The 21,764-nt window shown below is 58.4% G+C and carries 22 protein-coding genes and 1 tRNA gene; 14 read left to right on the top strand and 9 right to left on the bottom strand.

Going from position 1 to position 21,764, the window contains the following annotated elements; translation table 11 throughout:
- The first annotated feature begins 75 nt into the window (after positions 1-75).
- The 7 genes from ABE423_RS01325 to ABE423_RS01295 all read left to right on the top strand — a co-directional run bounded on the left by ABE423_RS01325 (position 76) and on the right by ABE423_RS01295 (position 7,258).
- On the top strand, positions 76-1,155 hold the full coding sequence (locus tag ABE423_RS01325) for a glycosyltransferase family 4 protein (protein ID WP_346484720.1): 1,080 nt from the start codon (positions 76-78) through the stop codon (positions 1,153-1,155).
- On the top strand, positions 1,145-2,074 hold the full coding sequence (locus ABE423_RS01320; RefSeq protein WP_346484670.1) for a glycosyltransferase family 2 protein: 930 nt from the start codon (positions 1,145-1,147) through the stop codon (positions 2,072-2,074). Before ABE423_RS01325 ends, ABE423_RS01320 begins: the two co-directional genes overlap by 11 nt.
- A complete protein-coding gene (locus tag ABE423_RS01315) occupies positions 2,071-3,330 on the top strand; it encodes a hypothetical protein (RefSeq protein WP_346484669.1) in 1,260 nt (419 codons plus the stop codon). Before ABE423_RS01320 ends, ABE423_RS01315 begins: the two co-directional genes overlap by 4 nt.
- The gene (locus ABE423_RS01310) at positions 3,327-3,989 is read left to right on the top strand and encodes an acyltransferase (protein ID WP_346484668.1); all 663 of its coding nucleotides are present in this window, start codon (positions 3,327-3,329) and stop codon (positions 3,987-3,989) included. Before ABE423_RS01315 ends, ABE423_RS01310 begins: the two co-directional genes overlap by 4 nt.
- Before the next feature lie 55 nt (positions 3,990-4,044).
- On the top strand, positions 4,045-5,121 hold the full coding sequence (locus ABE423_RS01305) for a glycosyltransferase family 1 protein (RefSeq protein WP_346484667.1): 1,077 nt from the start codon (positions 4,045-4,047) through the stop codon (positions 5,119-5,121).
- Positions 5,122-5,306: 185 nt separating this feature from the next.
- On the top strand, positions 5,307-6,218 hold the full coding sequence (locus ABE423_RS01300) for a glycosyltransferase (protein ID WP_346484666.1): 912 nt from the start codon (positions 5,307-5,309) through the stop codon (positions 6,216-6,218).
- 14 nt (positions 6,219-6,232) lie between these two features.
- Entirely contained in the window at positions 6,233-7,258 is a 1,026-nt protein-coding gene (locus ABE423_RS01295) for an NAD(P)-dependent oxidoreductase (RefSeq protein WP_346484665.1), read from the top strand.
- A gap of 77 nt (positions 7,259-7,335) precedes the next feature.
- On the opposite strand, the gene ABE423_RS01290 is transcribed toward ABE423_RS01295, so the two are convergent.
- From ABE423_RS01290 to ABE423_RS01265, 6 genes are all read right to left on the bottom strand, one after another.
- Positions 7,336-9,456: a YjbH domain-containing protein gene (locus ABE423_RS01290; protein WP_346484664.1), complete on the bottom strand. Its 2,121-nt coding sequence runs from the start codon at positions 9,454-9,456 to the stop codon at positions 7,336-7,338.
- Positions 9,456-10,229 (bottom strand): capsule biosynthesis GfcC family protein, encoded by a 774-nt coding sequence (locus ABE423_RS01285; protein ID WP_346484663.1) that lies wholly within the window; start codon positions 10,227-10,229, stop codon positions 9,456-9,458. The genes ABE423_RS01290 and ABE423_RS01285 overlap by 1 nt, the downstream gene beginning before the upstream one ends.
- A complete protein-coding gene (locus ABE423_RS01280; RefSeq protein ID WP_346484662.1) occupies positions 10,226-10,918 on the bottom strand; it encodes a YjbF family lipoprotein in 693 nt (230 codons plus the stop codon). The genes ABE423_RS01285 and ABE423_RS01280 overlap by 4 nt, the downstream gene beginning before the upstream one ends.
- A gap of 13 nt (positions 10,919-10,931) precedes the next feature.
- Positions 10,932-12,038, bottom strand: a complete 1,107-nt coding sequence (locus ABE423_RS01275) for a polysaccharide biosynthesis/export family protein (RefSeq protein WP_132809992.1) — start codon at positions 12,036-12,038, stop codon at positions 10,932-10,934.
- Positions 12,039-12,126: 88 nt separating this feature from the next.
- A complete protein-coding gene (locus ABE423_RS01270; RefSeq protein ID WP_346484661.1) occupies positions 12,127-12,429 on the bottom strand; it encodes a hypothetical protein in 303 nt (100 codons plus the stop codon).
- A gap of 109 nt (positions 12,430-12,538) precedes the next feature.
- Positions 12,539-13,129, bottom strand: a complete 591-nt coding sequence (locus ABE423_RS01265; protein ID WP_346484660.1) for a phosphatase PAP2 family protein — start codon at positions 13,127-13,129, stop codon at positions 12,539-12,541.
- Between the two features lie 109 nt (positions 13,130-13,238).
- On the opposite strand from ABE423_RS01265, the gene ABE423_RS01260 reads away from it, so the two are divergent.
- Positions 13,239-13,315: transfer RNA gene (locus tag ABE423_RS01260), tRNA-Arg, on the top strand.
- A 930-nt stretch (positions 13,316-14,245) separates the two neighbouring features.
- Here ABE423_RS01260 and ABE423_RS01255 read toward each other — a convergent pair.
- Entirely contained in the window at positions 14,246-14,842 is a 597-nt protein-coding gene (locus ABE423_RS01255) for a site-specific integrase (RefSeq protein ID WP_346484659.1), read from the bottom strand.
- Here ABE423_RS01255 and ABE423_RS01250 point away from each other — a divergent pair.
- Both ABE423_RS01250 and ABE423_RS01245 read left to right on the top strand, forming a co-directional pair.
- Entirely contained in the window at positions 14,829-15,110 is a 282-nt protein-coding gene (locus tag ABE423_RS01250) for a hypothetical protein (RefSeq protein WP_346484658.1), read from the top strand. The genes ABE423_RS01255 and ABE423_RS01250 overlap by 14 nt on opposite strands.
- A 2-nt stretch (positions 15,111-15,112) precedes the next feature.
- Positions 15,113-17,080, top strand: a complete 1,968-nt coding sequence (locus ABE423_RS01245) for a hypothetical protein (RefSeq protein WP_346484657.1) — start codon at positions 15,113-15,115, stop codon at positions 17,078-17,080.
- Here the strand turns inward: ABE423_RS01245 and ABE423_RS01240 are convergent.
- Complete coding sequence (locus ABE423_RS01240; RefSeq protein WP_346484656.1) at positions 17,077-17,460, bottom strand: hypothetical protein; 384 nt, start codon at positions 17,458-17,460, stop codon at positions 17,077-17,079. The genes ABE423_RS01245 and ABE423_RS01240 overlap by 4 nt on opposite strands.
- 450 nt (positions 17,461-17,910) lie before the next feature.
- On the opposite strand from ABE423_RS01240, the gene ABE423_RS01235 reads away from it, so the two are divergent.
- The 3 genes from ABE423_RS01235 to ABE423_RS01225 all read left to right on the top strand — a co-directional run bounded on the left by ABE423_RS01235 (position 17,911) and on the right by ABE423_RS01225 (position 19,643).
- Entirely contained in the window at positions 17,911-18,210 is a 300-nt protein-coding gene (locus ABE423_RS01235) for a hypothetical protein (RefSeq protein WP_346484655.1), read from the top strand.
- A 43-nt stretch (positions 18,211-18,253) separates the two neighbouring features.
- Complete coding sequence (locus ABE423_RS01230; protein WP_346484654.1) at positions 18,254-18,898, top strand: hypothetical protein; 645 nt, start codon at positions 18,254-18,256, stop codon at positions 18,896-18,898.
- A gap of 169 nt (positions 18,899-19,067) precedes the next feature.
- Positions 19,068-19,643 (top strand): hypothetical protein, encoded by a 576-nt coding sequence (locus ABE423_RS01225; RefSeq protein WP_346484653.1) that lies wholly within the window; start codon positions 19,068-19,070, stop codon positions 19,641-19,643.
- Positions 19,644-19,892: 249 nt separating this feature from the next.
- Here the strand turns inward: ABE423_RS01225 and ABE423_RS01220 are convergent, their stop codons facing one another.
- Positions 19,893-20,291 carry a hypothetical protein gene (locus tag ABE423_RS01220; protein ID WP_346484652.1) on the bottom strand — a complete coding sequence of 133 codons (399 nt, stop codon included), beginning with the start codon at positions 20,289-20,291 and terminating at the stop codon, positions 19,893-19,895.
- An 804-nt stretch (positions 20,292-21,095) separates the two neighbouring features.
- Here ABE423_RS01220 and ABE423_RS01215 point away from each other — a divergent pair.
- A complete protein-coding gene (locus tag ABE423_RS01215; RefSeq protein ID WP_346484651.1) occupies positions 21,096-21,545 on the top strand; it encodes a BLUF domain-containing protein in 450 nt (149 codons plus the stop codon).
- The last annotated feature ends 219 nt before the right edge of the window (positions 21,546-21,764 follow it).

The following is a 21,764-nucleotide window of genomic DNA, read 5'->3' as shown; positions in this document are numbered from 1 at the left end:
CTGGGGGCGGCCGTGAGTAGGGATTCGGTGCTCGTTATCCATGAGGTAGGAGAGCCGGGGCACTACGCGGGCTTGATGGAGGCACTCGGGCCTTCATGCAAAGTGGATTTCATTGAATTCTCTACTGGACTTCTTCTATATCGTCGAGTCCGAAAGAGATCTCTGTCGCTGGTAATCAAGGCGGTAAAGGATTTTCTTCGGTTGGCGACCTATGCTCTTTTCCCTTCACTGCTACGGGACAGGCTTGTTGTTGTGGGCATTGCTCCACTCGATTGGCGAGTTGGGATTATATCTCGAGTGCTTAAGCATGCGTCCGTCATTTATCACACATCTTGGACGGTGTGGGATGGGTCGTTCTTTCCTCGTGGCTCAGGTACGTCAATGCAGCGGGCCTGTTGGAGGAAATTCTTGGGGCAGGTTCCAGCAATTGCAGCGGTTACTCCGGTTGCGCGCGATTCGCTTCTTGAAAATTGGTCGGTTAATGCCAGTGCGCTGGTTGGCGTGGTCTATCACTCGTATGATAAGTCGGTATTTAACGTTCTCTCGAGAAATTCTTCCCAGAGGGACTCGTTGAGGCAACTCAGGTTGATATTTGCCGGGCGCCTGGTCCCAGAGAAGGGTATTGAGAGTCTGCTCCGCATCGCCACGTCCTGCCCTTGGGTCCAGCTATCGATAGTTGGTGATGGGCCGTTAAAGACTCTGGTGAGTACCGCAAGTACTAATTGCGACAACATTTTCTATCACGGCTACGTATTGGATAGAAACGAGTTGGCCGAACTTTATCGCGCGAGCGACGTTGTGGTCCAGCCATCGGTTCGTACCGGTCAATGGGAAGAGCTCTTCGGGATGGCGCTTGTGGAAGCAATGGCGTGCGGATGTGTGCCGCTCGCGTCCGCGCATGCGGGCCCGCTCCTAATCGTTGATGATCCGGAGATGTCCGGATTCTGTCTTGTTGATGAATCTAAATTCGAGGCGGCGGCTCTCGCGGTGTTGGAGAGCTTGCGCTCGGACAGTGAGCGCCTGCTCGATCTGTCACGGCGTAGCGTGCGGATCGCCGAGAGGTACGAGCGCGGGAACATCGCGATAAGTTGGCTCGAATTAGTGTCCCATTTGAGACATTCGGTTGAGAAAGGTCGTTCCTTCGATGGTCGCTGAAGAAAATCCTCTGATCGGGGTGGTTATCCTGAATTTCCGAAATGCCCTGGATACTGTTGAGTGTGTAAAGAGTGTTTTGAATTCTGACTACTCTTTCCTCAGGGTATATGTCGTAGACAATGATTCCGCTGATGGATCGCTTGAAACTATTGCGAGGGAGTTCGGAGGAGAGGCCCCGAGAGTTCGCATTATCGCTTCCGTGGAGAATGGAGGTTTCTCTAAAGGAAACAATCAGGGTGTCCGCCGTGCGGTAGAGGATGGCGCGGATTTTGTTTGGATATTAAACAATGATACTAAAGTATCCCCTGAATGTGCCAGGCGGCTGGTCGAGTGCTGGCGGCGGAATGATCGTGCCTCTCAAAAGATCGGTCCGATCGGGGCAAAAGTACTCGACTTTGATTACCCGCATCGGGTGCAAGGTATAGGTGGAAAATTTAGTTTGATCAAGGGATCTACTAGCCATATCGCTGAGGGGGCCATGGACGACGACTCGATCTGTGAGGCCTGGGCGAGCAGCACGTGTGATTATGCTATGGGGGTCAGCCTGTTTGTGTCTTCAGGTTTTCTGGCTGAGGTTGGCTTGTTGTGCGAGGACTATTTTCTCTACTTCGAAGAGCTTGACTGGAGCCGACGTGCAAGCAAGTTCGGCTGGACGCCTGGAGTCTGTCTTGAGGCGACTGTATACCATAGAGGGGGTGCAACTATTGGCTCAAGTGTGGAATGGGCTAGTCGGAGTGAGCTATCCGACATTGAAGGTCAGAGAAGTAAGTTTCGATTTCTAAGTAAGCATTATCCTTGGATGGTGCCTGTGGCCGTGGTGTTGCTCCTGCCTGTATTCTGGAATCGAATTCGTCGAGGTCAGGCGCAGAGGATAGGCAGAATGCTGTACGCCGCACTATCGGGGGTAGTGCAGAAATGAGTGCATCGGTGAGGTGGTGGCGTGAACTCGGCATAGCCTTGATCTATGTCTCCGGGCTGCTATATCACACGGCGATATTCAATCTGGCGTCGAGTGGTGTCCCGCTCTACTTCATCGGTGTTGGAGCTATGGTTTTTGCTCTTGCTGTTCGAGGGAGGGGGCCGTCTCTCTCTGATGTTTCCGTACTCTTCTTTTGCGTTGGCGCGCTTTTACTTGCGTCGCTGGCGCATATTCTAATGTCCAAATACTCTGCCTCTGAATTCACTCAGTTAGGGGCTAGGATATTCTTTCTTTTCTCGTTTTTCACATGTATAAATTTTGTCAGGGTCTTTGATCCGGATGGTCGAGTATTCATTCGTTCGGTGAAGTGGCTTACTGTCGCCTATGTGCTCTGTGGTTTCTACGAATTCTATGCCAAGCGGGTGGGGCTTGCCATTCCATTTGATTGGATCGCAAACAATAAGTCATATAGTGTTGCATCTGGACTTAATGGTGGATGGCTGGGGGAGTCAGCGATTCGAGTTAGGACGTTCTGGGCAGAGCCTTCATCAAGCGTAATTCCCGTTCTTCTGTCGCTTTTCTTCATTGTGAAGGGTTGGTTGTTCAGATCAATAATTTGGAACTGGATATGGTTCTTCCTTGTTCTTCTGTACGTGATTATTACTGGGTCTAGGAATATATATCTCTGCGCGCTATCCATGCTGGTTGTGCTTGGGGTTGTGCGGGTAATTGGGCGCGTTAACGGTGGTCTGGTTAAGCCGTTCTTTATCTTTTCTTCAGTGTTATCCGTCTTTATGGCGTTTACTTGGCAGTTGATTGTTTTGACGCTATTTGATGACCTCTCCGCCACTGGGCGCGCTTCGTCTGTCGCAGTGGGGCTCGGGATCTGGGTGCAGAACATTTTCTTCGGCACTGGCTACAATACGTTTGACATTGAAAGCTATCGATATTCGATGGCCGGCGCGCTGTACACTAGTGAGACAATTATCCAGAACTCTATTTTGGCTAATCTGCAGCAGGCGGGTCTTGTCGGGGCTATTGCTATATTTGCTCCGTTATATATGGCGATCAATAAGACATCTGCAAGATGGCGGCATCTTTCACCTTTCTGGATCGCATTGCTAATCCTGGCTGCCGTGAGTGCCGGGCTTGAATATTCCTCTGCTTTCTGGCTTCTTGTATCTGTGTTCTACGCGGCAAGTTTCGGGAATGATCTTGTCTCGGATTCGCGAACTAGAATGAATGGCGCTTCATGAAAATACTGACCGTGTTGCATGTGCTTGCATCAATTCCCAAGTCGCTCTACTTCAACATCAGCTACTTCGGCTTCGCTACTGGCTGTACGATGCCAGTACTTGTTTCATACAGGGTCTGGCTAAAGGAAATGCGTGGTACCGTCGTGCTGCCTAGGCGCGCTGGGTTCGGCTCGGTCAGGATCGGCTTCGGAAACATTGGAATATTTGATCGACGCCATTCACGCTCAATTTGGGAGGTCCGGGGACGCGTTGTCTTCGAAGGGACCTGCGCAATTGGTCATGGTTCTAAAATCAGTGTATCGGGGGATCTGGTTGTCGGGTCCAGCGTCGCGATGACTGCTGAATCGGTGGTAGTGGCAAAGCGCTCCGTAAGGATAGGGCGCGGCGTGCTTATCTCCTGGGACGTTCTGATAATGGACACGGATCTTCACGAGATACTCGGAGCTGATGGTGTCGTTGTGAACCAGGATGCTCCCGTTGTGATCGCCGATGACGTATGGATTGGATGCAGGACTCTGGTGCTGAAAGGTGCCCATATCGGTGCTGGTTGCATTGTTGCGGCAAGTTCCGTTGTGTCAGGTGAGTATAAAGATGTTCGCTGCCTGCTCGCTGGTGTTCCGGCCAAAGTTGTACGGCGGGGTGTTGCTTGGCGGCAATAGTACGGTGCCTACGTCGTCCTTTTCGAGGGAATTATTCAAGATGGATGGTGCTTAGTTGAAACTAATTATGAATCTTTCAATGGTTGGCGAGAAACCTACGGGTCTCGGTGTCTATTCGCTCGTCTGCGCCCGGGTGTTGTCGTCGTTTCGCTCGGGTATCATCGGTAGGCGCGGTCAATGGGGCAGCGATCTGGATGCTGGCGACGGTAGTGTAGTGGCGCCACCAGGCATCTCCATTGGCTCGGGTAAGTTCTCAGCTCTCAGAAGAAGCCTTTGGCTTCGGCGATTGAACTTTGATGCCGAAACACTGGTGTATTCGCCAACGCATCACGGACTAGGCAATCAGTACGGTCAGGTTATTACGCTTCACGATATGATTTGCTTGCGTTTCCCCTGGCAGCATCCGCTTCAGTACCTTTACTTCAAGTTCTACATGCCTCGTCTGTTGAAGCGGTGTCGTGCGGTCTTCACAGTCTCGGAGACGACGAAGGCTGATATTGCTGAAACGTACGGCTACCCGGCGGACGGAATTCATGTTGTCCCCAACAGCGTCGACTCGAAGACCTTTCGACCAGGGAACGTCCCGCCTTCTTCCGATTTCCTGCTGATGGTGGGGGCTCGCTATAGTCACAAGAATGTCGCAGAGGTGCTTGAGAGCCATGCGTCTTGGTCGTCGCACTACCGTCTCGTTGTAACTAGCTGCTCGGGAAGGTATCGCCGAGAGCTCGACGGCTTGATTGCAAAGTTGGGATTGGCCGATTCTGTGCAGTTCTATGATTATGTCTCGCTTAATGAGCTGATCGGCTTGTATCAGAATTGCGCCGCATTGATATATCCTTCGAAGTGGGAAGGGTTTGGTATTCCACCGTTGGAGGCCCTTGCTTGCGGCCGCCCAGTGATTGTCTCCGACATTCCGGTGCACCGGGAGGTCCTTTCTGATTCTGCAATCTACGTCACTCTTGGGTCCACAGAGTCGTGGGTATCCGCATTTGAAGTACTACGCGACTCATTGCGGGTGGAGCAGATGGTTGGCATGGGCCGAGAGCGAGTTCAGCACTTCTCTAGTGTGAATGCTCTGAAGATGCTCAGAAATGCGCTTCTTACGGTTGAGCCCGATCTGGAAATGCGTTGAATAGTTGAGGCGCAGGGTTACGAGGAACGGTTGCAAGTCGATGTTTATACTTAGTTTGGAATTCAGATGAGTATCGGAGTTCTTTTCCATATCTTCATGACTTTCGAATATTTGTTACTTCGTAGCACGTGCTGAGGTCGCTCTTTTGTTGGTAAGCTCCGGTGGCGATTGAAATGGATAGATCGGTGGCACGAGTTCTTGTTTTGCTTGCTTATTATAATGGTGCCGAGTGGATTGAGGAGCAGTTAAACTCTGTCTTGTTGCAGGAGGGGGTTGATATTCGGGTCATCGTTTTCGACGATTGCTCGGCTCAGCATCTTTCTGCCGAAACTGTTGTCGGCGGAATTGATTCGAGGGTAACGATCTATAATCGCAGGGTCAGCAGTGGCGGTGCTGGACAGAATTTCTTGCTCGCGTTGCGAGATGTGCAGGACGAGTCCTTTGACTTCGTTGCATTCTGCGATCAGGATGATCGCTGGGATTCCACAAAAGTTTCTCGCGCGGTTGCTGCCTTGCGCTCTGGGGCGGCCGTTGGATACTCATCTGCGGTTCGAGCCGTGTGGCCGGATGGGACCATCAAGCTTCTTGCGCAGAACCCCAGCACCACCGATCTCGATTTTCTATTCGAAGGCGCAGGGCAAGGCTGCACCTTTGTGATTGCGCGTAGTTTTGTTACTGAGCTACGGGCATTGGTTCAAGCTCATTCTGAGGTCGTATCCAGGCTTCATTATCATGACTGGTTCATCTATGCGATGTCTCGCGCCCTTCGAAGGCGCTGGGTGTTCGACTCGTCGCCAGGGATGTTCTACCGGCAGCACGAAAGCAATGATACCGGGGCTCGAACCTCGCTGCGTGGGATAACATCCAGAATTGCAAAGATTCAAGATGGTTGGTATGCCTCTCAGGTTTCGGGAATATTGGAAGTTGTAGGCCTTGTAAACAAGGATGTGCTTCCGGATGACTTCTTGAAGGTGCATCAGCGTCGCCATGGTTTAATTCGTAGGATCTCTCTGGCAAGAATTCTCCTCCTTCGAGGTAGGCGTAAATTGTCAGATCGCGGGATCCTGGCTGTTAGTGCGCTGTTGGGTTGGCTATAGACTTGAGGGTTGATATGAGTGAGGTCGCGGTTGTATTTGGCGGATCAGGATTTATTGGTCTGTGGTTTGCTGAGATGCTAATTCGGGAGCGCGGATACTCTAAGGTTTACTTGGCGGACATCGAATCTATTTCAGATAAGCCCTATCCTTTCAGGAGGCAGTTGGCGAAAGATAATGAGGCGGCGCTCGAATTTATTCAGATTGACGTCCGCAAGCCGATTGAATGGCGCCCGCCAGAGGGGGTTTCTCTCATTGCCAATTTTGCTGCTATTCATCGCGAGCCCGGCCACGAAGATTTTGAGTACTTCGAGACTAATATCAATGGTGCAAAGAATGTTTGCACTTGGGCGGATCAGGTCGGGTGCGCAGATATTGTTTTTACTTCGTCGATTTCTCCTTATGGGGTGGGCGAGGCAGAGAAGACCGAGGAGACAATTACCGTTCCCACAACGGCATACGGCAGTTCAAAGTTGGTGGCAGAAGAAGTCCATCGAACCTGGCAAGCTTCGGCTCCGGCACTGCGCACGCTTACAATAGTTCGACCGGGAGTTGTTTTTGGCCCGGGAGAGGGCGGGAATGTCAGTAGATTGGTCCGGGCAGTAAGTCGCGGCTATTTTCTGTATGTGGGAAATAGAAATACGCGCAAGGCTGGGATATATGTGAAGGAGCTCTGCAATGCAATCGCTTGGGTTCGCGACAGGCAGTTGGCGACAGGGGTTGGTGTGGAGTTGTTCAATGCCTCCATGAACCCGGGTCCCTCGATTTCTGACTACGTTGAGACTGCGAAGCGAGTCGGGGGTGTCAGGGCCGTTGTTCCAAGCGTCCCTTATCCACTCCTGCTGGTCGTCTCTTATGTGATTGAATCAGTGGCGCGGCCTTTGGGGATTCGACATCCGTTTAGCCCTGTGCGGATTCGGAAGCTTGTTCGCTCAAATAACGTATTGCCAGGTTACTTGTCTGCTTCTGGATATCAGTACAAGTACGATCTCGACTCTGCGTTCTCGGACTGGAAAAGGGAATGTCCTTCAGAGTGGACGTAATCGACTTCTTTGTCTCTGCCGCGACTAGTGGTGCGGGCTGTTTGTGGTAAAGGAGGGGGGCATTGACCCTTCTTCTTTCAGTCGGAGATGTGATCCAGATTGTCGAAGAAGAAGTCCGGGTCCCGCTCCGACGTCAACTGGTAGAGCGAGTAGCTTCGAGTCAACCGCGCGCCACCATCTCGATACAGTGGATTCCACGCGAACGTCGCACGTGCGCGCGTCGAACGAGGCAGCAGGAAGTCGAAGGGAATCGAAATGAAGATGCCCTTGTCGAAACTGCCTTCGCCAAAGTCCCTGGACGAAACATCAGTCTTGGTGACGTATGCGCCCATGTTGACGCCATTGTCGAAGGCGCGCGCAACCGATACCGTGGCGCCCCAGTCCTTCGCCAGGTAGCGGCCGGCGCTGATCATACTGGTGATCTTGTGCTCATCGCCCCACTGGTAATAGAAGCTGGCGTGGCCGGTGGTGGTGCTGTAGTCGCGGAAGCTGAAGCGCTGATCGAAGTCGCGCTGCTTCACCCAATTCAACTCGGCACCCACGGCCCAACGCTCGTTGAGCGGGCGGTAAAGGATCTCACCACCCACGCCGCCGTACATGGCCTCAAACAGGCCAGCGTAGGCCGAGCCATACAGATCTTTGCCCAGCTGATGATTGCTGGTGAACTGCAGGTTGGTCAGGGTCAGGTCTTCCGTAGTCAGGTACTTACGGATGTTCGTGCGGACCCGGGGCAGGTTGCTTGGCGCGTCGTAGCGGAAGCGGTCGTAGTTGTTGTACGCGTTATAGCTGAGCGTTCCGCTCAGCCAGCTATTCCGCGTAAGGTGGAAATTGGCGGAGTAGGTGCCTGCGACCTGGAACAGGAAGAAGCCATCAGGACCGCCGAGCTGCTGCTGGTATCCAATATTGAACGCGCCGTCGTAGCGTCGAAGTGGCGCCGCATATAGGCTCTCACGGCGCGGCTGCGCAGGCGCTGCCTGCTCGATGTGGCCCGCTAACTCGCTCAGCGGGATGCGATTGTCGAGGTAGCTGTTGAAGGTGCTGCGCTCGATGCTGCTCTCCACGACGGGAATGCCCAGGCGGGTATTCTCGATCGTGAACCATGTGGTATCGGATGGCAGTTCGGAATCCAGGATGCGCGCCGCCCGGCCAACACCCTGCGCCGGGTAGTAGAATCGACGCTGTTCGCCACTGACGATGACTTCCGATCCACGCCGGCTGATGCCCGTGACACGGAGGCCAGCGTTCTCTTCCAAAGTCCGGCTCAGTGCAGGCCAGTCGATGTCATCCATTGACTGCGCAGAGGGTACCGCGGATGCTCGCGTAACCGGAGGCGGATCCAGCAGTTTGGGCGTGGATTTCGCTCGTGCCACATTGCCGCGCAGGGTAATGCCGAGCATGGCCGTGTCGCCGCGTTCCCAGCCTAGGTGCAGTTGCACGTTGGGATTCACGGCGTAGCTTGCGCCCAGGTTGATCGGGCTCTTCTGCGTTTGATTGTTGTTCTGTGGTTCGTGCTTGTAGTCGTTGCCGTCGTACTCAAGCTTCAGCTGCAGGGGTTCCCAGGGGGTCTGGTAAGCGATACCGCCGAAGATGCCCACGGGGCCGCGGAACATGCCCTTGCTGTTGAAGTTGCCAGTGCCCTGCGCGCGCGGGCGCTCTTCAAAGCGATCGCTGATCATCCGAAGCGGATTCGAGAAATCGCCTCGATTGCCGATGTAACCGGTGGCGAGGCCGAGGCTTGCATCGATCGGCCCGAACCGCTTGCTTGCAACCAGGTATTCGCTGGAGAACAGGCCGGTACCGCCGATATCGCGGAAGCCTGCGGACAGCTCAGGCGCCCATCGGCTTTCCTGCCACAGCCGGACCTTCAGGTCGATCGACTTGTCCTTGTAGTTCTGCTTGCCGCTCAGCCATTCCGGGCCATAGCGTCGGTTCGCTACCGATACATAGCGGAACGCGCCTTCGACCCAGGGCAGGGGCTGCATCACCACGTTGTAGCGACTGTAGGGCGAGGTATGGCTTGCGGTGAAGCTCACCTCGCCGTCGTCGGCCATGCGTGCGGTGGGGGTCTGCAGCAGGCCGACGCCGCCCCAATCGCTGGCGGTTGGGGCAGGGGCTGTTTGTGCGTGCAGTACAGCGCTGACGCTCAGGCTGAGGAGGGCAACACTGGCGCGCGCCAGTGGGATGGAGCGATGGCGCATCAGTATGAAACTCCGGGTGCATCCAGCACCTGGGTGGCAAGGAAGCGCACGGCATCCTCGTTGACATCGGGGGCAATGTTGCGAATCTTGGCGGCGCTCAATGGTACGTAGATCACGGCGCCTGGCGCCAAGCGCACTGGAGCGCTCCGGTTCCACAGCGCCACGCCGAGTTGCTGCACCTTGCCGTCGGGTTGGATGACGTAGAGATCATCAGGGCTCGCCACCGGCAGCAAGGCACACGCGTTGCGGTAGCTTCGTGCGTCGAGTGTGGCTTGATGCTGCAGCTTGCACGGCTGTACGACCGCGCCAACAACCTGCACGGTTTCGGGTCGGCCGGGATAGACGACGCGGTCGCCGGCCAGCGCGGGTCGATTTTCCGCTGCACTGGCTTCCAGGCGGCGCGGATCAAGGAGCTGCGGTTCGCGCCCGGTCACTGGCAGGTCACCGAGCTCGCGCGCCAGCTGTGCGGCCGCGTCGGCAAGCTCCGGAGCATCCTGCTGGGAGGCGAGTGTTTCAAGATCGAAGAGCAGGCCCGCTTTGAGGCGGGTCTGTGGCGTCAGTGCACGTTGCCGAAGAAGGGCGGCGCCCAGCATATAGGCTTCTTCTTCCGGCGCTGCAGCAAGTGCGGCTGCGCTGAGGCGGGCCTCGGCGGGAAGCGTGTGCATGCCGGGATTGCGAACATGACCGGTCGCTTCGACGTTGATCGGCGATGAGGCGTGCGCATGTGAGGCCAGCGCCAGTGCCAGCCCAAGGATGATCGGTCGCAGTGTCATCGGTTCTGCAGGTCCTGCGAGTAGGGCTTGAGCTGGACAACTTCAAGGCTGGTGTCGGGTGCGATGGCCTGGATGCTCTTCCAGATGAACCCGTTGGCAGGATCGACCCAGTAGTGGTTGTCGCGCTTCCAGCCGTCGCCCTGAAGCCGCTCCCGCACGTGCAACAGCTCGCGCTCACTCTCCAGGATATGGACCTTCTCCTTGCCCAGGGTGGTCAGGGTGCCGGTGACGCTCATTCCATACCGGTAATCAGGCATGACGTCGTAACGGCGCTGCACTGTCGTGCCATCCGCTATCCGGTGCAGCGCGTGGAAGGGGGAGTCCCCTTCGAGCGTCATGTCCTGAAGCTCCGGGCTGCTGCCGTGGGTTCCGACGACGATGCCATCCCTGAGAAAGACGATGCTGCGCTCGGCGCTGTACCAGGCCTGGCGCCCGGAATCGATGTTGCCCAGTACCAGGATGGCGCCCCCTGCCGGACCGCTGACCTTGATCTGCGGGAATCGATTGGCGGCCACCTCGGTGGCCGTGGGTTCCACGTTGGGCTTGCCCCGAAGCGCCATCTGCACCGACTTGACGCTGGTCTTGCCCACAACGCCGCAACTGGTTGCGGTGATGAGTACAAGCAAGGCCAGCGCCACGGGGCGCTGGCGGTTTGCACGTCGGGTGGCAGCCTGAGCGATCCTGCTCACGGTAGAGACCACGTTACTTGTCCAGATCGTTGCGCGCGCTGGCAGCGTTGCTGATGATGGCGGTGAAGGGTAGCAGCTGGTTCACGAACCGGCTCCAGCGGGTCACGCCGGCGGCACCGACAAACACGACATCACCAGGCTGCAGGTCGAACTGGCTGGCCACGGCAAATGCAGCGGGTGACTTCGCTTCCAGGTGGAACACCTGCGACGGAGTGCTCTGCAGGTCATTCGAGCCGCGGATCACGTAGACAGCGTTGCCGTTGGAGGTGGTCTGCAACAGGCCGCGCGCTCGGCCAAGTGCCTGGCTCAGGGAAATCTCGCCGGTCTTGAAGTTCAGTGCACCGGGTTGATTGACTTCACCTACCACGAACACTTCCTTGTGATCCAGGTAAGGCACGTAAATATGATCGCCGGCAGCCAGGAACACATTGGTGTCGCCTCCGCCGTTGCGGCCAAGTCGATCCAGGTCGATGGTGTAGGTGGTGCCGTTGCGGGTGAGGCGTACGCCGGAGAGGTCCGCTTGCGTCGGGTCCAGGCCCGCTTGGCTGATGGCATCGCCCAACGTCAAGGGCACGACCGTGAGCGCAACGGTGGCGGGCTGGCGCGAGGCGCCGGTAACCCACACGCGTTGGCTTGCGTACGTCAGTAGTGATACATCCACCTGTGGCGCCTCGATGTAGCGGGCGAGCTTGGATGTCAGCTCTTCACGCAGCTCTGCAGGTGTCTTGCCCGACGCGCTGATCTTGCCGATGTAGGGATAGAACAGTGTTCCATCCGATTGGACGGGGCGGCCGGCAGCATTCAATTGCTGTTGGGGGCCAGCGGGTACCGTCAGTTCGGGATGATCCCATACTGTGATGTAGAGAATGTCGCCCGCACCGATGCGGTAGGGGCCCGGCTGATACTGGGTCAGGGCGGCGGGCAGTGCCGCGACATCGCGAGTGGCGCGCTCCATGGCGATCAGCTTGGGCGTGATCGGAATCAGTTCGATCTGGTCGTTGCCAATGGGCTGATCATCGCGAGCGAAGGTGCTCGAGCGAAGATGCTGGCCTGGCGCCCACATGCAGCCGGTCAGGGTGAGTGCCACCGTCATTGTGGCTACGAAACGCTTGCAGTCCATCGAAATCTGTTCCTGGCCCGATCGGGCATGAAAAAACCCTCGCCGAACTGACGCCCGGCGAGGGCGGGGTGCTACGTCGGCGTGTCGATCAGCGGGTGGTGCCGGTCGTGCCGGTGGTGCCCGTGGTGCCGGTCGGCGGGTTGGTGGTGCCGGTACCGCCGTTGTTGCCCGCGTCATCCTTGCTGCTGTCAGCAGCAACGCTATACAGCACGCCAGCAGCGGCGATGCCCAGACCCACGGTAGCGACGGTGGTCAGGGTGCCGGTGGCGGCAGCGCCAGCAGCTTCAGCGCCAGCAACTTCAGCGCTGGTTTCGGTGGCGACAGGAGCTTCCTGAGCGAACACCGGCGAGGACAGGCCCAGCAGGGCCAGGGCGGCAATCATCTTCTTCATCTACGGGGTCTCCTACTCCGTGAGGGAAATTTTTCCACCGCTATGTTGGCTGCTATTCATTTGCCCTGTCAAGGAACGTGAAGGAAATGTGGGGTCGCCCTGGCGATTCTCAGAAGTGTTGGAAGATCTCAGCCCTGCCGGAGATGAGCTTTGCTAGTGCAATGACGAGTTGGTGCGTGTGGACGTCCGGCAAGGCGAGGGGCAGGACCATTCCCGCGAGCACGGCAGCGACAACAGCCATCGCAGGGGCACGACCGACGGGTGATGCGGCGTGCAGTGCCCACGTGCTGCAGCTCAGTCCAAGTGCCAGCCCGGCAATGACTTCCGAAATGCTATGGGCATGCAGCGGGATTCGTGACCAGGCAATGGCGGTGGCCAACAGCGCGCCGATTACCAGGCCGATCGCCCGTGCGCGCTTGCCGGGGCCGGCAAGCAGTACACCAACGACCGGATAGACGACACTGGACATCGCGGCGTGCCCGGAGAAACCGGTGAAGTGCACGCTCTTGATGCCAATCCCCCAGCCCATGAAGGCCAGCTTTGAGGCAAGCGTGACGCCGGCGGTGACGGCGATGGCCAGCAGCCATCGCCATTTCAGGCGTGCGTCTGCACGGGGCAGGGTGATCAGTAGCACCAGGGCCATCGGCAGCAGCCAGCGGCTGTCGCCGAGGGCGGAGAGGGTTCGCCAGACGTCGGACATCCAGTTCACAACGGGTCGCGGCGGGCCAGCATATCTACTCCGAGGGCTCTGCAGAACGCCCCGCGCTTGGTCCATTCAGCCAGACGAGGTATCCTTTCCCGCTGCCAATGGCCCCGTAGCTCAGCTGGATAGAGCGTCCCCCTCCTAAGGGGAAGGTCGCCCGTTCGAATCGGGCCGGGGTCACCATTAATCAATGGCTTATGGAATTTCATGGCGAGCGACATTGCTCTACATCGCCGTGCGTAATCCAGCTTTTGGCACAGTTGGCACAGCTGTTTGAACCATACGTTGTGCTGAAATCCGTACTGAAGGCCCCGCTTCGAGGCCCGGATGACGGTCCTCAATGACCTTGCTGCGTGGCACGGATGAACACGTCACACAAGATCAGCCAGCAGTTCCGGGATTTCATCGCAGCCCTCGGCGGGGCAGCGGGCCTGATTACTGCATTACTGCGGGCTCAGTTTTTGTACTGGGAATCCTTGCAGGCTGGGCTGTCTTTCAAGAACGGCCGCCGTCTAAACCTTTTTCACCAGGGTCGATCGCTGATGGTCTAGCAGCGCTTGGCGCTCTTGTTGGTGCTGCATCTACCATCTTCATTGCCGTGCTTGCCTCTCGAGAGGTTGCTAGGCGGAAGAAGGAAGCGCTATCAATCTCAGTGTCAATTTCATGCTGGCCTGTGGTGGCGGACATGGAACTGGCCGTCCGTATAAGCAGAATCGTCCCCGAGGGACGGGAGTTCTCTCGCGCCGACATCAAACTACTAACCGAGGTAGCTCAGACCTTCATGACGCATGAAGAGCTAAGGGATTGGGCTTTGGTCTCCGGCCTCCCTGCTGACGTGCTTCAGAGTGTTGCCACTGGTCGCTCTTTGTTGCATCAAGCGAGCGTCCAAGCAAGGCTAATCCGCAGAAATTCTGATCGGGGTGAGGATGTCCCTGCTGTTGAAGTATGGAGCCTTGTAGTGAAGATTGAGGAGGCCGCCGAGAAATTGCGCTACGCGGCGGACTACCTACACCAACAGATCGGGGGCCGGGATGTCCCGCCTTGGCGAAGCTGGGTAGGTACAAGGGACATGAGAACGATCCAGAGAGAGTTGACTCGTCGTTATCACAAGATCTAAAACACCAATCGTTTCACCGCTTGGTCGTCCCCGTCTGGAGTGAGATGCGCGTAGTACTTCTCTGTTGTTGCATAGTCTGCGTGCCCAGCAAGGACTTGCACGCGACGAAGTGGAACACCTGCCATCACCATATGAGCGCAGAAAGTATGGCGTAGCCTGTGAAGGTGACCGCCCACTCCAGCAAGCTCACAGTCCTTCTTGAACCAGTCAGACAGGGTGTCCTTATGCACCGTGACGATCGGGTCGGGCAAGCGGCGCAGTGCCCACCTGGCATAGCGGTTCAGAGGAACCTCCCGCCACTTTCCTGACTTTGTCCGGCCTTCGCCGTTCTCGTCCGGATCGCTTTCCACGAGGAGGCGCCCGGCGACGACTGAGCTCTTCTCCAGGCCGATGATCTCTCCCCGCCGCAGTCCGGTGTGGGCCATAAAGAGCCAGAGCTGCGCCCGCGCGGGGTTCGCGCGATACAGCCGGCGCATCGCCGCCCGGTCATAGAACTTGACGGCCACGCTCCGCACGCCGCGCGGTGCCTTCACGGAGGCCAGCGGGTTCACGTCCAGCTCTTTCCACTCGACGCCGCGATTGAACACCGCCATCAGCCGTCGAATCTCCTTCCCCACTGTTTCCTTTTCGGAGTTGCGGGCCACCATGTCACGGCGCGAGTTCCTGGAATGGTGGGAGTTCCATAAGCGGAACCCCATTGACCCCGTGAGCCTGCACATCAAGCCCGCTGCCTTCGCCGCGTACATCACCGCCTCGCACAGCCAGGGCGGGACCAAGCGCTCCTTTCAGCACTACCTCGACGCCCTCGTGCCACGGTCCGATGAGGACGAGGCGCAGGACTGGTTCGACGGACTGGGATGACCATGACCGACACATTCGGGCGGTTCGCCGCCACGCCCATTGGCCCGGTACTCGCTGCGCGAGATGGCGGGCTCACCCTGGCCACCACCGGCGCCACCACGCTGGCCAGCCACGCGCGTTCCGACTTCAGCCTTGATGCCGGGACGGTGGGCGTGGAGTTTGCCGTGTGGGGTGATGACGCCGTTGCAGCACTCGTAGGATTCGCCACCGGTCCAGCAGCGCTGAACAAGGCGCTGGGTGCAGACCTTGCCAGTATCGGTTGGGACCTCGCCGCCGGGAGGCTGCTGCAGGCAGGCGGTGCGATCGCGACGGGCCTTCCGACAGCGACCCATGGCGACATTGTCGGGCTGCAGGTGGTCTTCGGGGCACCGCGCCAGATCCGGCTCTACCTCAACGGCGCGCAGATCCTGGTGCGCGAGCTGCAGCTGTCCGGGCCACTGTTCTTCGCCGCTTCGCTGGGCGCATCGAAGGCTGGCGGGCTCTGCCTGGCTGTCAACGCCGGCCAGTGGGGGCCGCGAAGCGAGGCCGCGGCTGCAGGCTGGCGGTTGCCCACGGCATCCGTCAGCCCGACCCGGTTGGCCGACGTGGACTGGCTGTCCGCACCCGGCGACAGCCCGGCGAATGCCCGTTACGAGGGATTGGTGGCCGAGGGCGTGAACCTGATCCAGGAACTGGCGTTCTGGCCGTGGGGTGGTGATCCGGTGTCCCAGGCAGCGGCTGCCGAGTGCGTCGTGGTCGATGCGGAAGGTTTGCTGGACGGGATGGCGGGCACCGGTGCCTCTGGCAGTTCGGTGCAGATCCTGCTGGCACCCGAGAGCGGGATGCGGGCCGACGCGGTCCCGGCTTTCCGTTGCGCGATCGAACAGATCGAGATCAACGACGATGGCACCAAGACACTGCACCTGCGCGATGCGCACGACTACCTGGACGAGACGATCAACCGGGGCGTGTTTCTGCCGAATGTCGCGTCATTGGCATGGAAGCCACAGCCGGTGGTGATCGGCGCGGTGGCCAGCATCCCTGCCATGGGCGCCAATTCGGACGCAACATCGATGTTCGTCGCTGACAGCCGGGTCTACGTCAATGCGGTGATGGACCGCGGCGACTTGATGGAGATCACCACCTACAACGAGGCCCCGGACGGGCAACAGCTGCTGCTGAAGTCGCCACCGGTGACGCCGGTGGTGGTTGACGCCTCCAGCATCGGCGCGGGCATGATGCCGGCACGGCTGGAGCAGGCGGTGGGTGATGTGATGGCCCGGTTGGGCCGAGCGGCGTGGTCGACCAGCGACTGCGCGGTGATCGACCAAGCCACGGGTTACATGGGGATCGGCTACTACGCAGGCACGGCCATCACGGGCCGCGCGGCGCTGAACTCGCTCCTGCCCAGCTACGGCGCCGGCTGCTATCAGGATCCTGCTGGCGTGTTGCGCTTTGTCCGCGTGACCGCGCCCGAGGCACATGCCGGTGCGTTCGCCTTCGACCTGTCGGAGGATGATCTGGCGGCTGATCTGGTCATGGTGCCCGATGACGCTCCCAACCTGACCCGACGCGTGGCCTACCGACCCAACGGCCAGGCGCTGGGCGCATCGGACCTGGTCACCGACGTTGTCGACGTGCCCCAGTCACGGCGCGATGAGCTGACCGGCCTCTACCGGGGGCAGGTGTATGGTGCTGGTGCGCTGCACGCCCACTACCAGCGGGCCGAGGCTGCGGACCCGGTCATCTCGTTGTTCTGGCACGCGGCCGATGCGCAGCAAGAGATTGAGCGCGTCTCGGGCATGTACCAGGTGCAGCGCCACTTCTACCAGCTCGCGGTCCGTGGTGATCAGGATCTTGCGCCGCTGCCCGGGCAGATCGGCCGGCTTACCTACGGTCGATACGGCCTTGAGGACGGCAAGCCGGTGCTGGTGCGTCGGGTAGAACGCAACCCTGCCACGGGGGACGTGGTGCTGACGGTGTGGGGCTAAGCCCCCTCCCTGATCATGTCCTCCAGCTGGCTTGCCAGATAGGCAATGTCGACCGATGGGTTGTATAGCCCACTGGTCCACTGGGACGGTGGTGCATTCGTCCGCAGCGAGAAGTTGGCGGATGCCTTCCTAACCGCTGGTTCGTAGAACGCGTCTTCCAGCCTGGTGAGCCGACGCTTGGAGCCATCGATCGTCCCTGTGGATGCGCGTTGCTTGAGGTGGGCTTTCAGCTCAATCAGGCGCTGTCGGTACTGATCGAGTTCATCCGCACTCAATGCTCGGTGGCGATCGCCTGCGTCAGCCAGTTCCTCAAACTCTGCATGCACTCGCTGCAGCTCGGCCAGCAAGCGCTGCGCCTCTTGGAGATTAAAAGTGTCCATTCAATTCGATCCTGAAAGCGGCCTCGTCCGTGTTGAATCAGTGTGCGCGGAGGGGAGGCCGACGATCTCAACCGGTACTTGGCCTCCGGCGCGCTGCACACGCTGGAGTCTATTGCCGGATTGGATCAGGGACCTGTGAGACGACGGCTGATCGACTGCTTGGGGCGGCAGGTTCGGTCGCTGAAGCGAAACGAGGATGAAGTTCGCGCAGCGAAGAAGGCAGGGGCCCCGTGCTGATCGGATACGGCATGCCGGCCGTTGCGACGGTCACCCTCACGGGAGCCACGTGGCTCAGCGCGGATCAGGGCTCGGCACTCTTCGACGGCAAGCCCGGCAGGGCCTCGCGGATCCGGCGAACAAGCTCGCTGGCGATCACGTTTACCCTGGTCGCAATAGCAAATGGCGGGAGGCGCAAGCGCCCTCCCGCCAATCACTAGAGGAGTAGAGCGCATGCCTGCGGGCATTCAGACCTTCAATCTCGACGGATCGCTGGAGATTGATTACACCACCCGCTTGGGGCTGTTCATTGGCACGGTTCAGACCGACGCCGTGCACGGGAACTCGACCTGGGTGGGGCCACTGCCACCAGGGGATTTCCTCTTCTACGTGGTGCCGCCTCCGGCGCAGCCTGGCCGTACACCGAGTGTTTGGTATTCAGATGGCCGGGTGTACTGGGGCACTGATGTGGATGCCAACGGGCAGCCGGCCTTTTCCCTGGTTCCGGCAACTGTCCTTTACGGGGTTCACTGAAATGCTAGTAGGAGGGTTTGAGGCATACACCCCGTCCGGAACGGTGCAGGTCCGAAGTGACCTGCTCAACTTCCATCTACGTCACAAGTTCGATATCAACGAAGCTGGCGCCGTTGCGTACGAGGTGTCGGGGATCGTAGTAACCCGGTTCGTCACCCGTGACTTCCAGGCCAAGAGCCCAGTGGTTGCGGTCACCGGTCCGAACAACAACTTCGGGCTCAGCGTTATTCTGACCAATCTCGGTGGCAACAACTGGCGAGTGTCAGCCTACACTGGCTCATCGTTTGTGTTCGGTACGGTGTGGGTATACGACTCGGTTGTGACGGGAACGCCGGGCAAGACCGGCATCGAGGTCTACCGAGAGCACACCGGCGAGCTGGCTTTCGCTTCCTGGGCGAAGCCCCTACGCATAATGTGCGTGACGACTGCCCCGTTCGGGGCGGCAGAGGGCGCCTACATGCAGGTCCCGGCTGGTCGGCGCTACGCGGTGATCTCGTCTCGTTCGTGTCAGCGGATTGAGCGCGGCGTGGGCTTCCGGCTGACCGGGCCGCAGGGGGATGGGACCGGTGCAGCGGGTTCGGGGCGCTTCTACTATGCCGGCGCCACTGCCCTGATCCCGCAGTCCGACAATGCGACACAGTTCAGCGCATCCGGGCACTTCGTGCTGATCGATGTAACCGGCCATTGATTGTCGCTCTCATGCCTCCGCAAACCATGCAGCATCAGTCGGAAGCCACCTGGTGCGAGACGCAGGTTAGATTCAATGCCAACCGTTCATTCGCTAATTGAAATTGATCGATTTGAACTTTGTCACTTTGTGGACTCGCTGCTCTGGATACGATCAAAGGGCGAGCAAGATGTTCGCGATTGAAGAAATGGAGCATTTCGTGAAATCGAGTCTTCTGAGTATTTCTTTGCTTCTCACAATTGGTGGCGCGTCCGTCGCCCATGCAAGCGGGACTGACCTGGCATCCGTGGCGAATGCGGCGGTGCAGATGGATCCCAGTCTTGCTGTGCCGGCTGGTGTCACGCTGGCAGAACTCCACCGCATCTACCAAGGCAAGAACAACACCCACAGAATTCTTCACTACGATATTGCCTCGTGGGTGCGTTCGGGCTGGATGGACGAAGGGGTCATCGGGTTTATCTCCACGACACCCTTTGAGAACAGTCACCCGATTAGGGAGTGTTTCAGTCACACCCCATGGGATGGCTTCACCTCAAAGGACATGAATTGTGAGGGACAAGTCATTCCTCCCAATCAAGGGCCGATCGGCTATGTATCGTCGGTGCAGCTGCCAGGAACCGCACCACTGTATCGATGCGCTTACACGTGGAAGGGAAAGCTCCGTCATTTCGACACCCGCGATATCGGCTGCGAAGGCATCTCGGGCGCTCACAACGACGGGCCGCAAGGCTACGTCTTCATGTGATTGAGGGGCCGCCTAGCCGCTGGCTGGGCGGCTCACCTTACAGGCAAAAGCAATTCCTCGCTGTTGTTCCGCGGCGTGTTGACCGCGCGGCTGACGCGGTAGGCCTCTATCGCGCAACTCCGAGGGCAGGCGCGGCTACATGGCGTCCATGCGCTTGTTCCATCCAGATCACGAGCTAGATTCTGATCAGATCGAGCGCCGAATGGGTCATCTTGGAAGATGAATCCAACGGCGCTCACGATGGAAATATTAGGCGCTCTCCATCGGGGTCAGCAGATCGTTCGCGAGTCGGACAGCTTCGTCCATGGTGATAGCCATCATCATCGGATATCCCCAGAACTTTTCATAAATTGCGGCGAAGGCCTTAGTGGCGACGCGCTTTGCGGTGCTGGGCTCAATGTAGATCGCAGCTTTAACATAAGACCGCAGCTCGGCCTTGTTCCGCTTCATCCAGAGCGAGACCTGTTTTCGTTCTTCTGGTGATTCTTCGTGGTTGCTGCGATCCAGTCCTTCATCATTAATGAGGACGAATGGCTGCTTGCGTGCAAGCAATTGCTCGAACTCTTCGAACGGTGAGAGGCCCGGCGAATTGCTGGGAGCCTTGAAGCGCATCCAGACGATTGGAAAGTCGAGAGCATCGAGTTGCATGTTCTTCTCCTATGATGGTGGAGCACAATCGAAACGCTTGACTTGCCTGGAGGCTTTGGCTGGCTGGGGTGCGAGAGTGCTGGCTACTACAGTAGCCTCACGTGTCGTGGCCTTGTTTCATCAGAAGGTAGAATAAGTTCAAATTTGGGCCAAGGTTACAGTGTAACAAAAGCTGCCGACCAGTCTAAGGGAGCTATCGACAAGCTGGGCAGTGCAGGAATCGGATGCATTCAAGCAGATGTGCCGGTAAGTGGCCGGCGAACATCTGCTGATAGGCTTCTTCCAGAAGGGAGAGACGGTCGCGAAGGACCTGGGGCCCATCTGGCGATTGGGGGGGGCTCGAAGGGTCGGCCGCTCGTGCCGCAGATCAGGCGGGCATCGTAAGGGGCATCGTAGGCTCCAACACTTGGTCGCATTCGACCAAGCGGGCGTTGCTGACTGCCTGACGCTCGCCGCATCCAGCGCAAGCGAGCAGGGTTCCTCCCGGCATTGTCTGCAGGTCCGGAGCGCTTGAATGGGTGACATGTCTGCACTGGTTGCAGCGGACAGTAATTGCACTTACGTGCTTCAACTTGCCCAGCTCGTCGCGGTCCGCGTCGAGGTCGATAACGTGAAAAAGGCCTGTATCTGGCATTGCTAACTACCGGAAAATTTTGCGCATGCTGCGCTTTGTGGTGCCTGCATCTTGTGACGAAGGTCCGAATTCAGCAACACCCGAACCTGACGCGTTCAGAACGATCCAACGACCTCACGCTCACATGAGCCCGCTGCTGCTACGGTGGTCCTTCATCAAGGAGGTGCGCAATGCCCATCAGGGCGGTTGTATATGTGAGCGGCGCCGGAGAGGGAATCGCCGGCGACAAGCTGGGCCTATCCAACGGAAAGCTGGATCAGATCGTGGATGACGCGGCCCGGTTCAACCGTAATGCTGGGGTTACGGGGGTGCTCCTCTTCGATGGCGGACGCTTCCTCCAATACATGGAGGGGCCAGAGGACGGATTGGCAGTGGCCTACTCCAGGGTTCTGGGTGCCACCAGCCACAACGGCATTGTGGAGCTGCAGCGGGGCAGGGTGGGGCAACGCCGCCTGCCGTTCTGGCCCATGAAATGGCTGCCAGTTGAGCCCGAGGAGCTTAAGCGCGCGGCCCATGCGGACTGGACCCGGTTCAATCAGCGCGGCGATGCCCAGGCCGCCTATGCGACCGCGATGGATCTGTTGGTCGCGTTAGTTGAGCCGTACGCCATCGCAGCCTAGCGCTTGCTGCTTGGCTCGCCGATTTGCTCGGTCAGAACCATCAGCGATTGCTCAAATGCGGCGGCGAAGAGATCGCCGCCATCGTGCTTGTGCTTCGCCGCGATGCTGGGAAGTAGGCGTAACCAGGTGTCGGTCAGCTGCTCGGGCGCCGGGTGGGTCAGTACACAAAACCCTCAGCGCGTACTCCGTTGCTTTCAAATAGCCGCGATGAACCTCGAT

Source organism: Stenotrophomonas sp. TWI1409 (assembly GCF_039673015.1).
GTDB lineage: Bacteria > Pseudomonadota > Gammaproteobacteria > Xanthomonadales > Xanthomonadaceae > Stenotrophomonas > Stenotrophomonas maltophilia_A.
The sequence above is the reverse complement of the archived record's forward strand: the minus strand, read 5'-3'. Positions and strand labels throughout refer to the sequence as shown.

Coding starts and splice junctions, on each gene's coding strand:
- ABE423_RS01325 (WP_346484720.1), top strand. CDS start 76: ATGGAGGCACTCGGGCCTTCATGCAAAGTGGATTTCATTGAATTCTCT.
- ABE423_RS01320 (WP_346484670.1), top strand. CDS start 1,145: ATGGTCGCTGAAGAAAATCCTCTGATCGGGGTGGTTATCCTGAATTTC.
- ABE423_RS01315 (WP_346484669.1), top strand. CDS start 2,071: ATGAGTGCATCGGTGAGGTGGTGGCGTGAACTCGGCATAGCCTTGATC.
- ABE423_RS01310 (WP_346484668.1), top strand. CDS start 3,327: ATGAAAATACTGACCGTGTTGCATGTGCTTGCATCAATTCCCAAGTCG.
- ABE423_RS01295 (WP_346484665.1), top strand. CDS start 6,233: ATGAGTGAGGTCGCGGTTGTATTTGGCGGATCAGGATTTATTGGTCTG.
- ABE423_RS01290 (WP_346484664.1), bottom strand. CDS start 9,456: ATGCGCCATCGCTCCATCCCACTGGCGCGCGCCAGTGTTGCCCTCCTC.
- ABE423_RS01285 (WP_346484663.1), bottom strand. CDS start 10,229: ATGACACTGCGACCGATCATCCTTGGGCTGGCACTGGCGCTGGCCTCA.
- ABE423_RS01275 (WP_132809992.1), bottom strand. CDS start 12,038: ATGGACTGCAAGCGTTTCGTAGCCACAATGACGGTGGCACTCACCCTG.
- ABE423_RS01270 (WP_346484661.1), bottom strand. CDS start 12,429: ATGAAGAAGATGATTGCCGCCCTGGCCCTGCTGGGCCTGTCCTCGCCG.
- ABE423_RS01265 (WP_346484660.1), bottom strand. CDS start 13,129: ATGTCCGACGTCTGGCGAACCCTCTCCGCCCTCGGCGACAGCCGCTGG.
- ABE423_RS01255 (WP_346484659.1), bottom strand. CDS start 14,842: ATGGCGGTGTTCAATCGCGGCGTCGAGTGGAAAGAGCTGGACGTGAAC.
- ABE423_RS01245 (WP_346484657.1), top strand. CDS start 15,113: ATGACCGACACATTCGGGCGGTTCGCCGCCACGCCCATTGGCCCGGTA.
- ABE423_RS01240 (WP_346484656.1), bottom strand. CDS start 17,460: ATGGACACTTTTAATCTCCAAGAGGCGCAGCGCTTGCTGGCCGAGCTG.
- ABE423_RS01235 (WP_346484655.1), top strand. CDS start 17,911: ATGCCTGCGGGCATTCAGACCTTCAATCTCGACGGATCGCTGGAGATT.
- ABE423_RS01225 (WP_346484653.1), top strand. CDS start 19,068: ATGTTCGCGATTGAAGAAATGGAGCATTTCGTGAAATCGAGTCTTCTG.
- ABE423_RS01220 (WP_346484652.1), bottom strand. CDS start 20,291: ATGCAACTCGATGCTCTCGACTTTCCAATCGTCTGGATGCGCTTCAAG.
- ABE423_RS01215 (WP_346484651.1), top strand. CDS start 21,096: ATGCCCATCAGGGCGGTTGTATATGTGAGCGGCGCCGGAGAGGGAATC.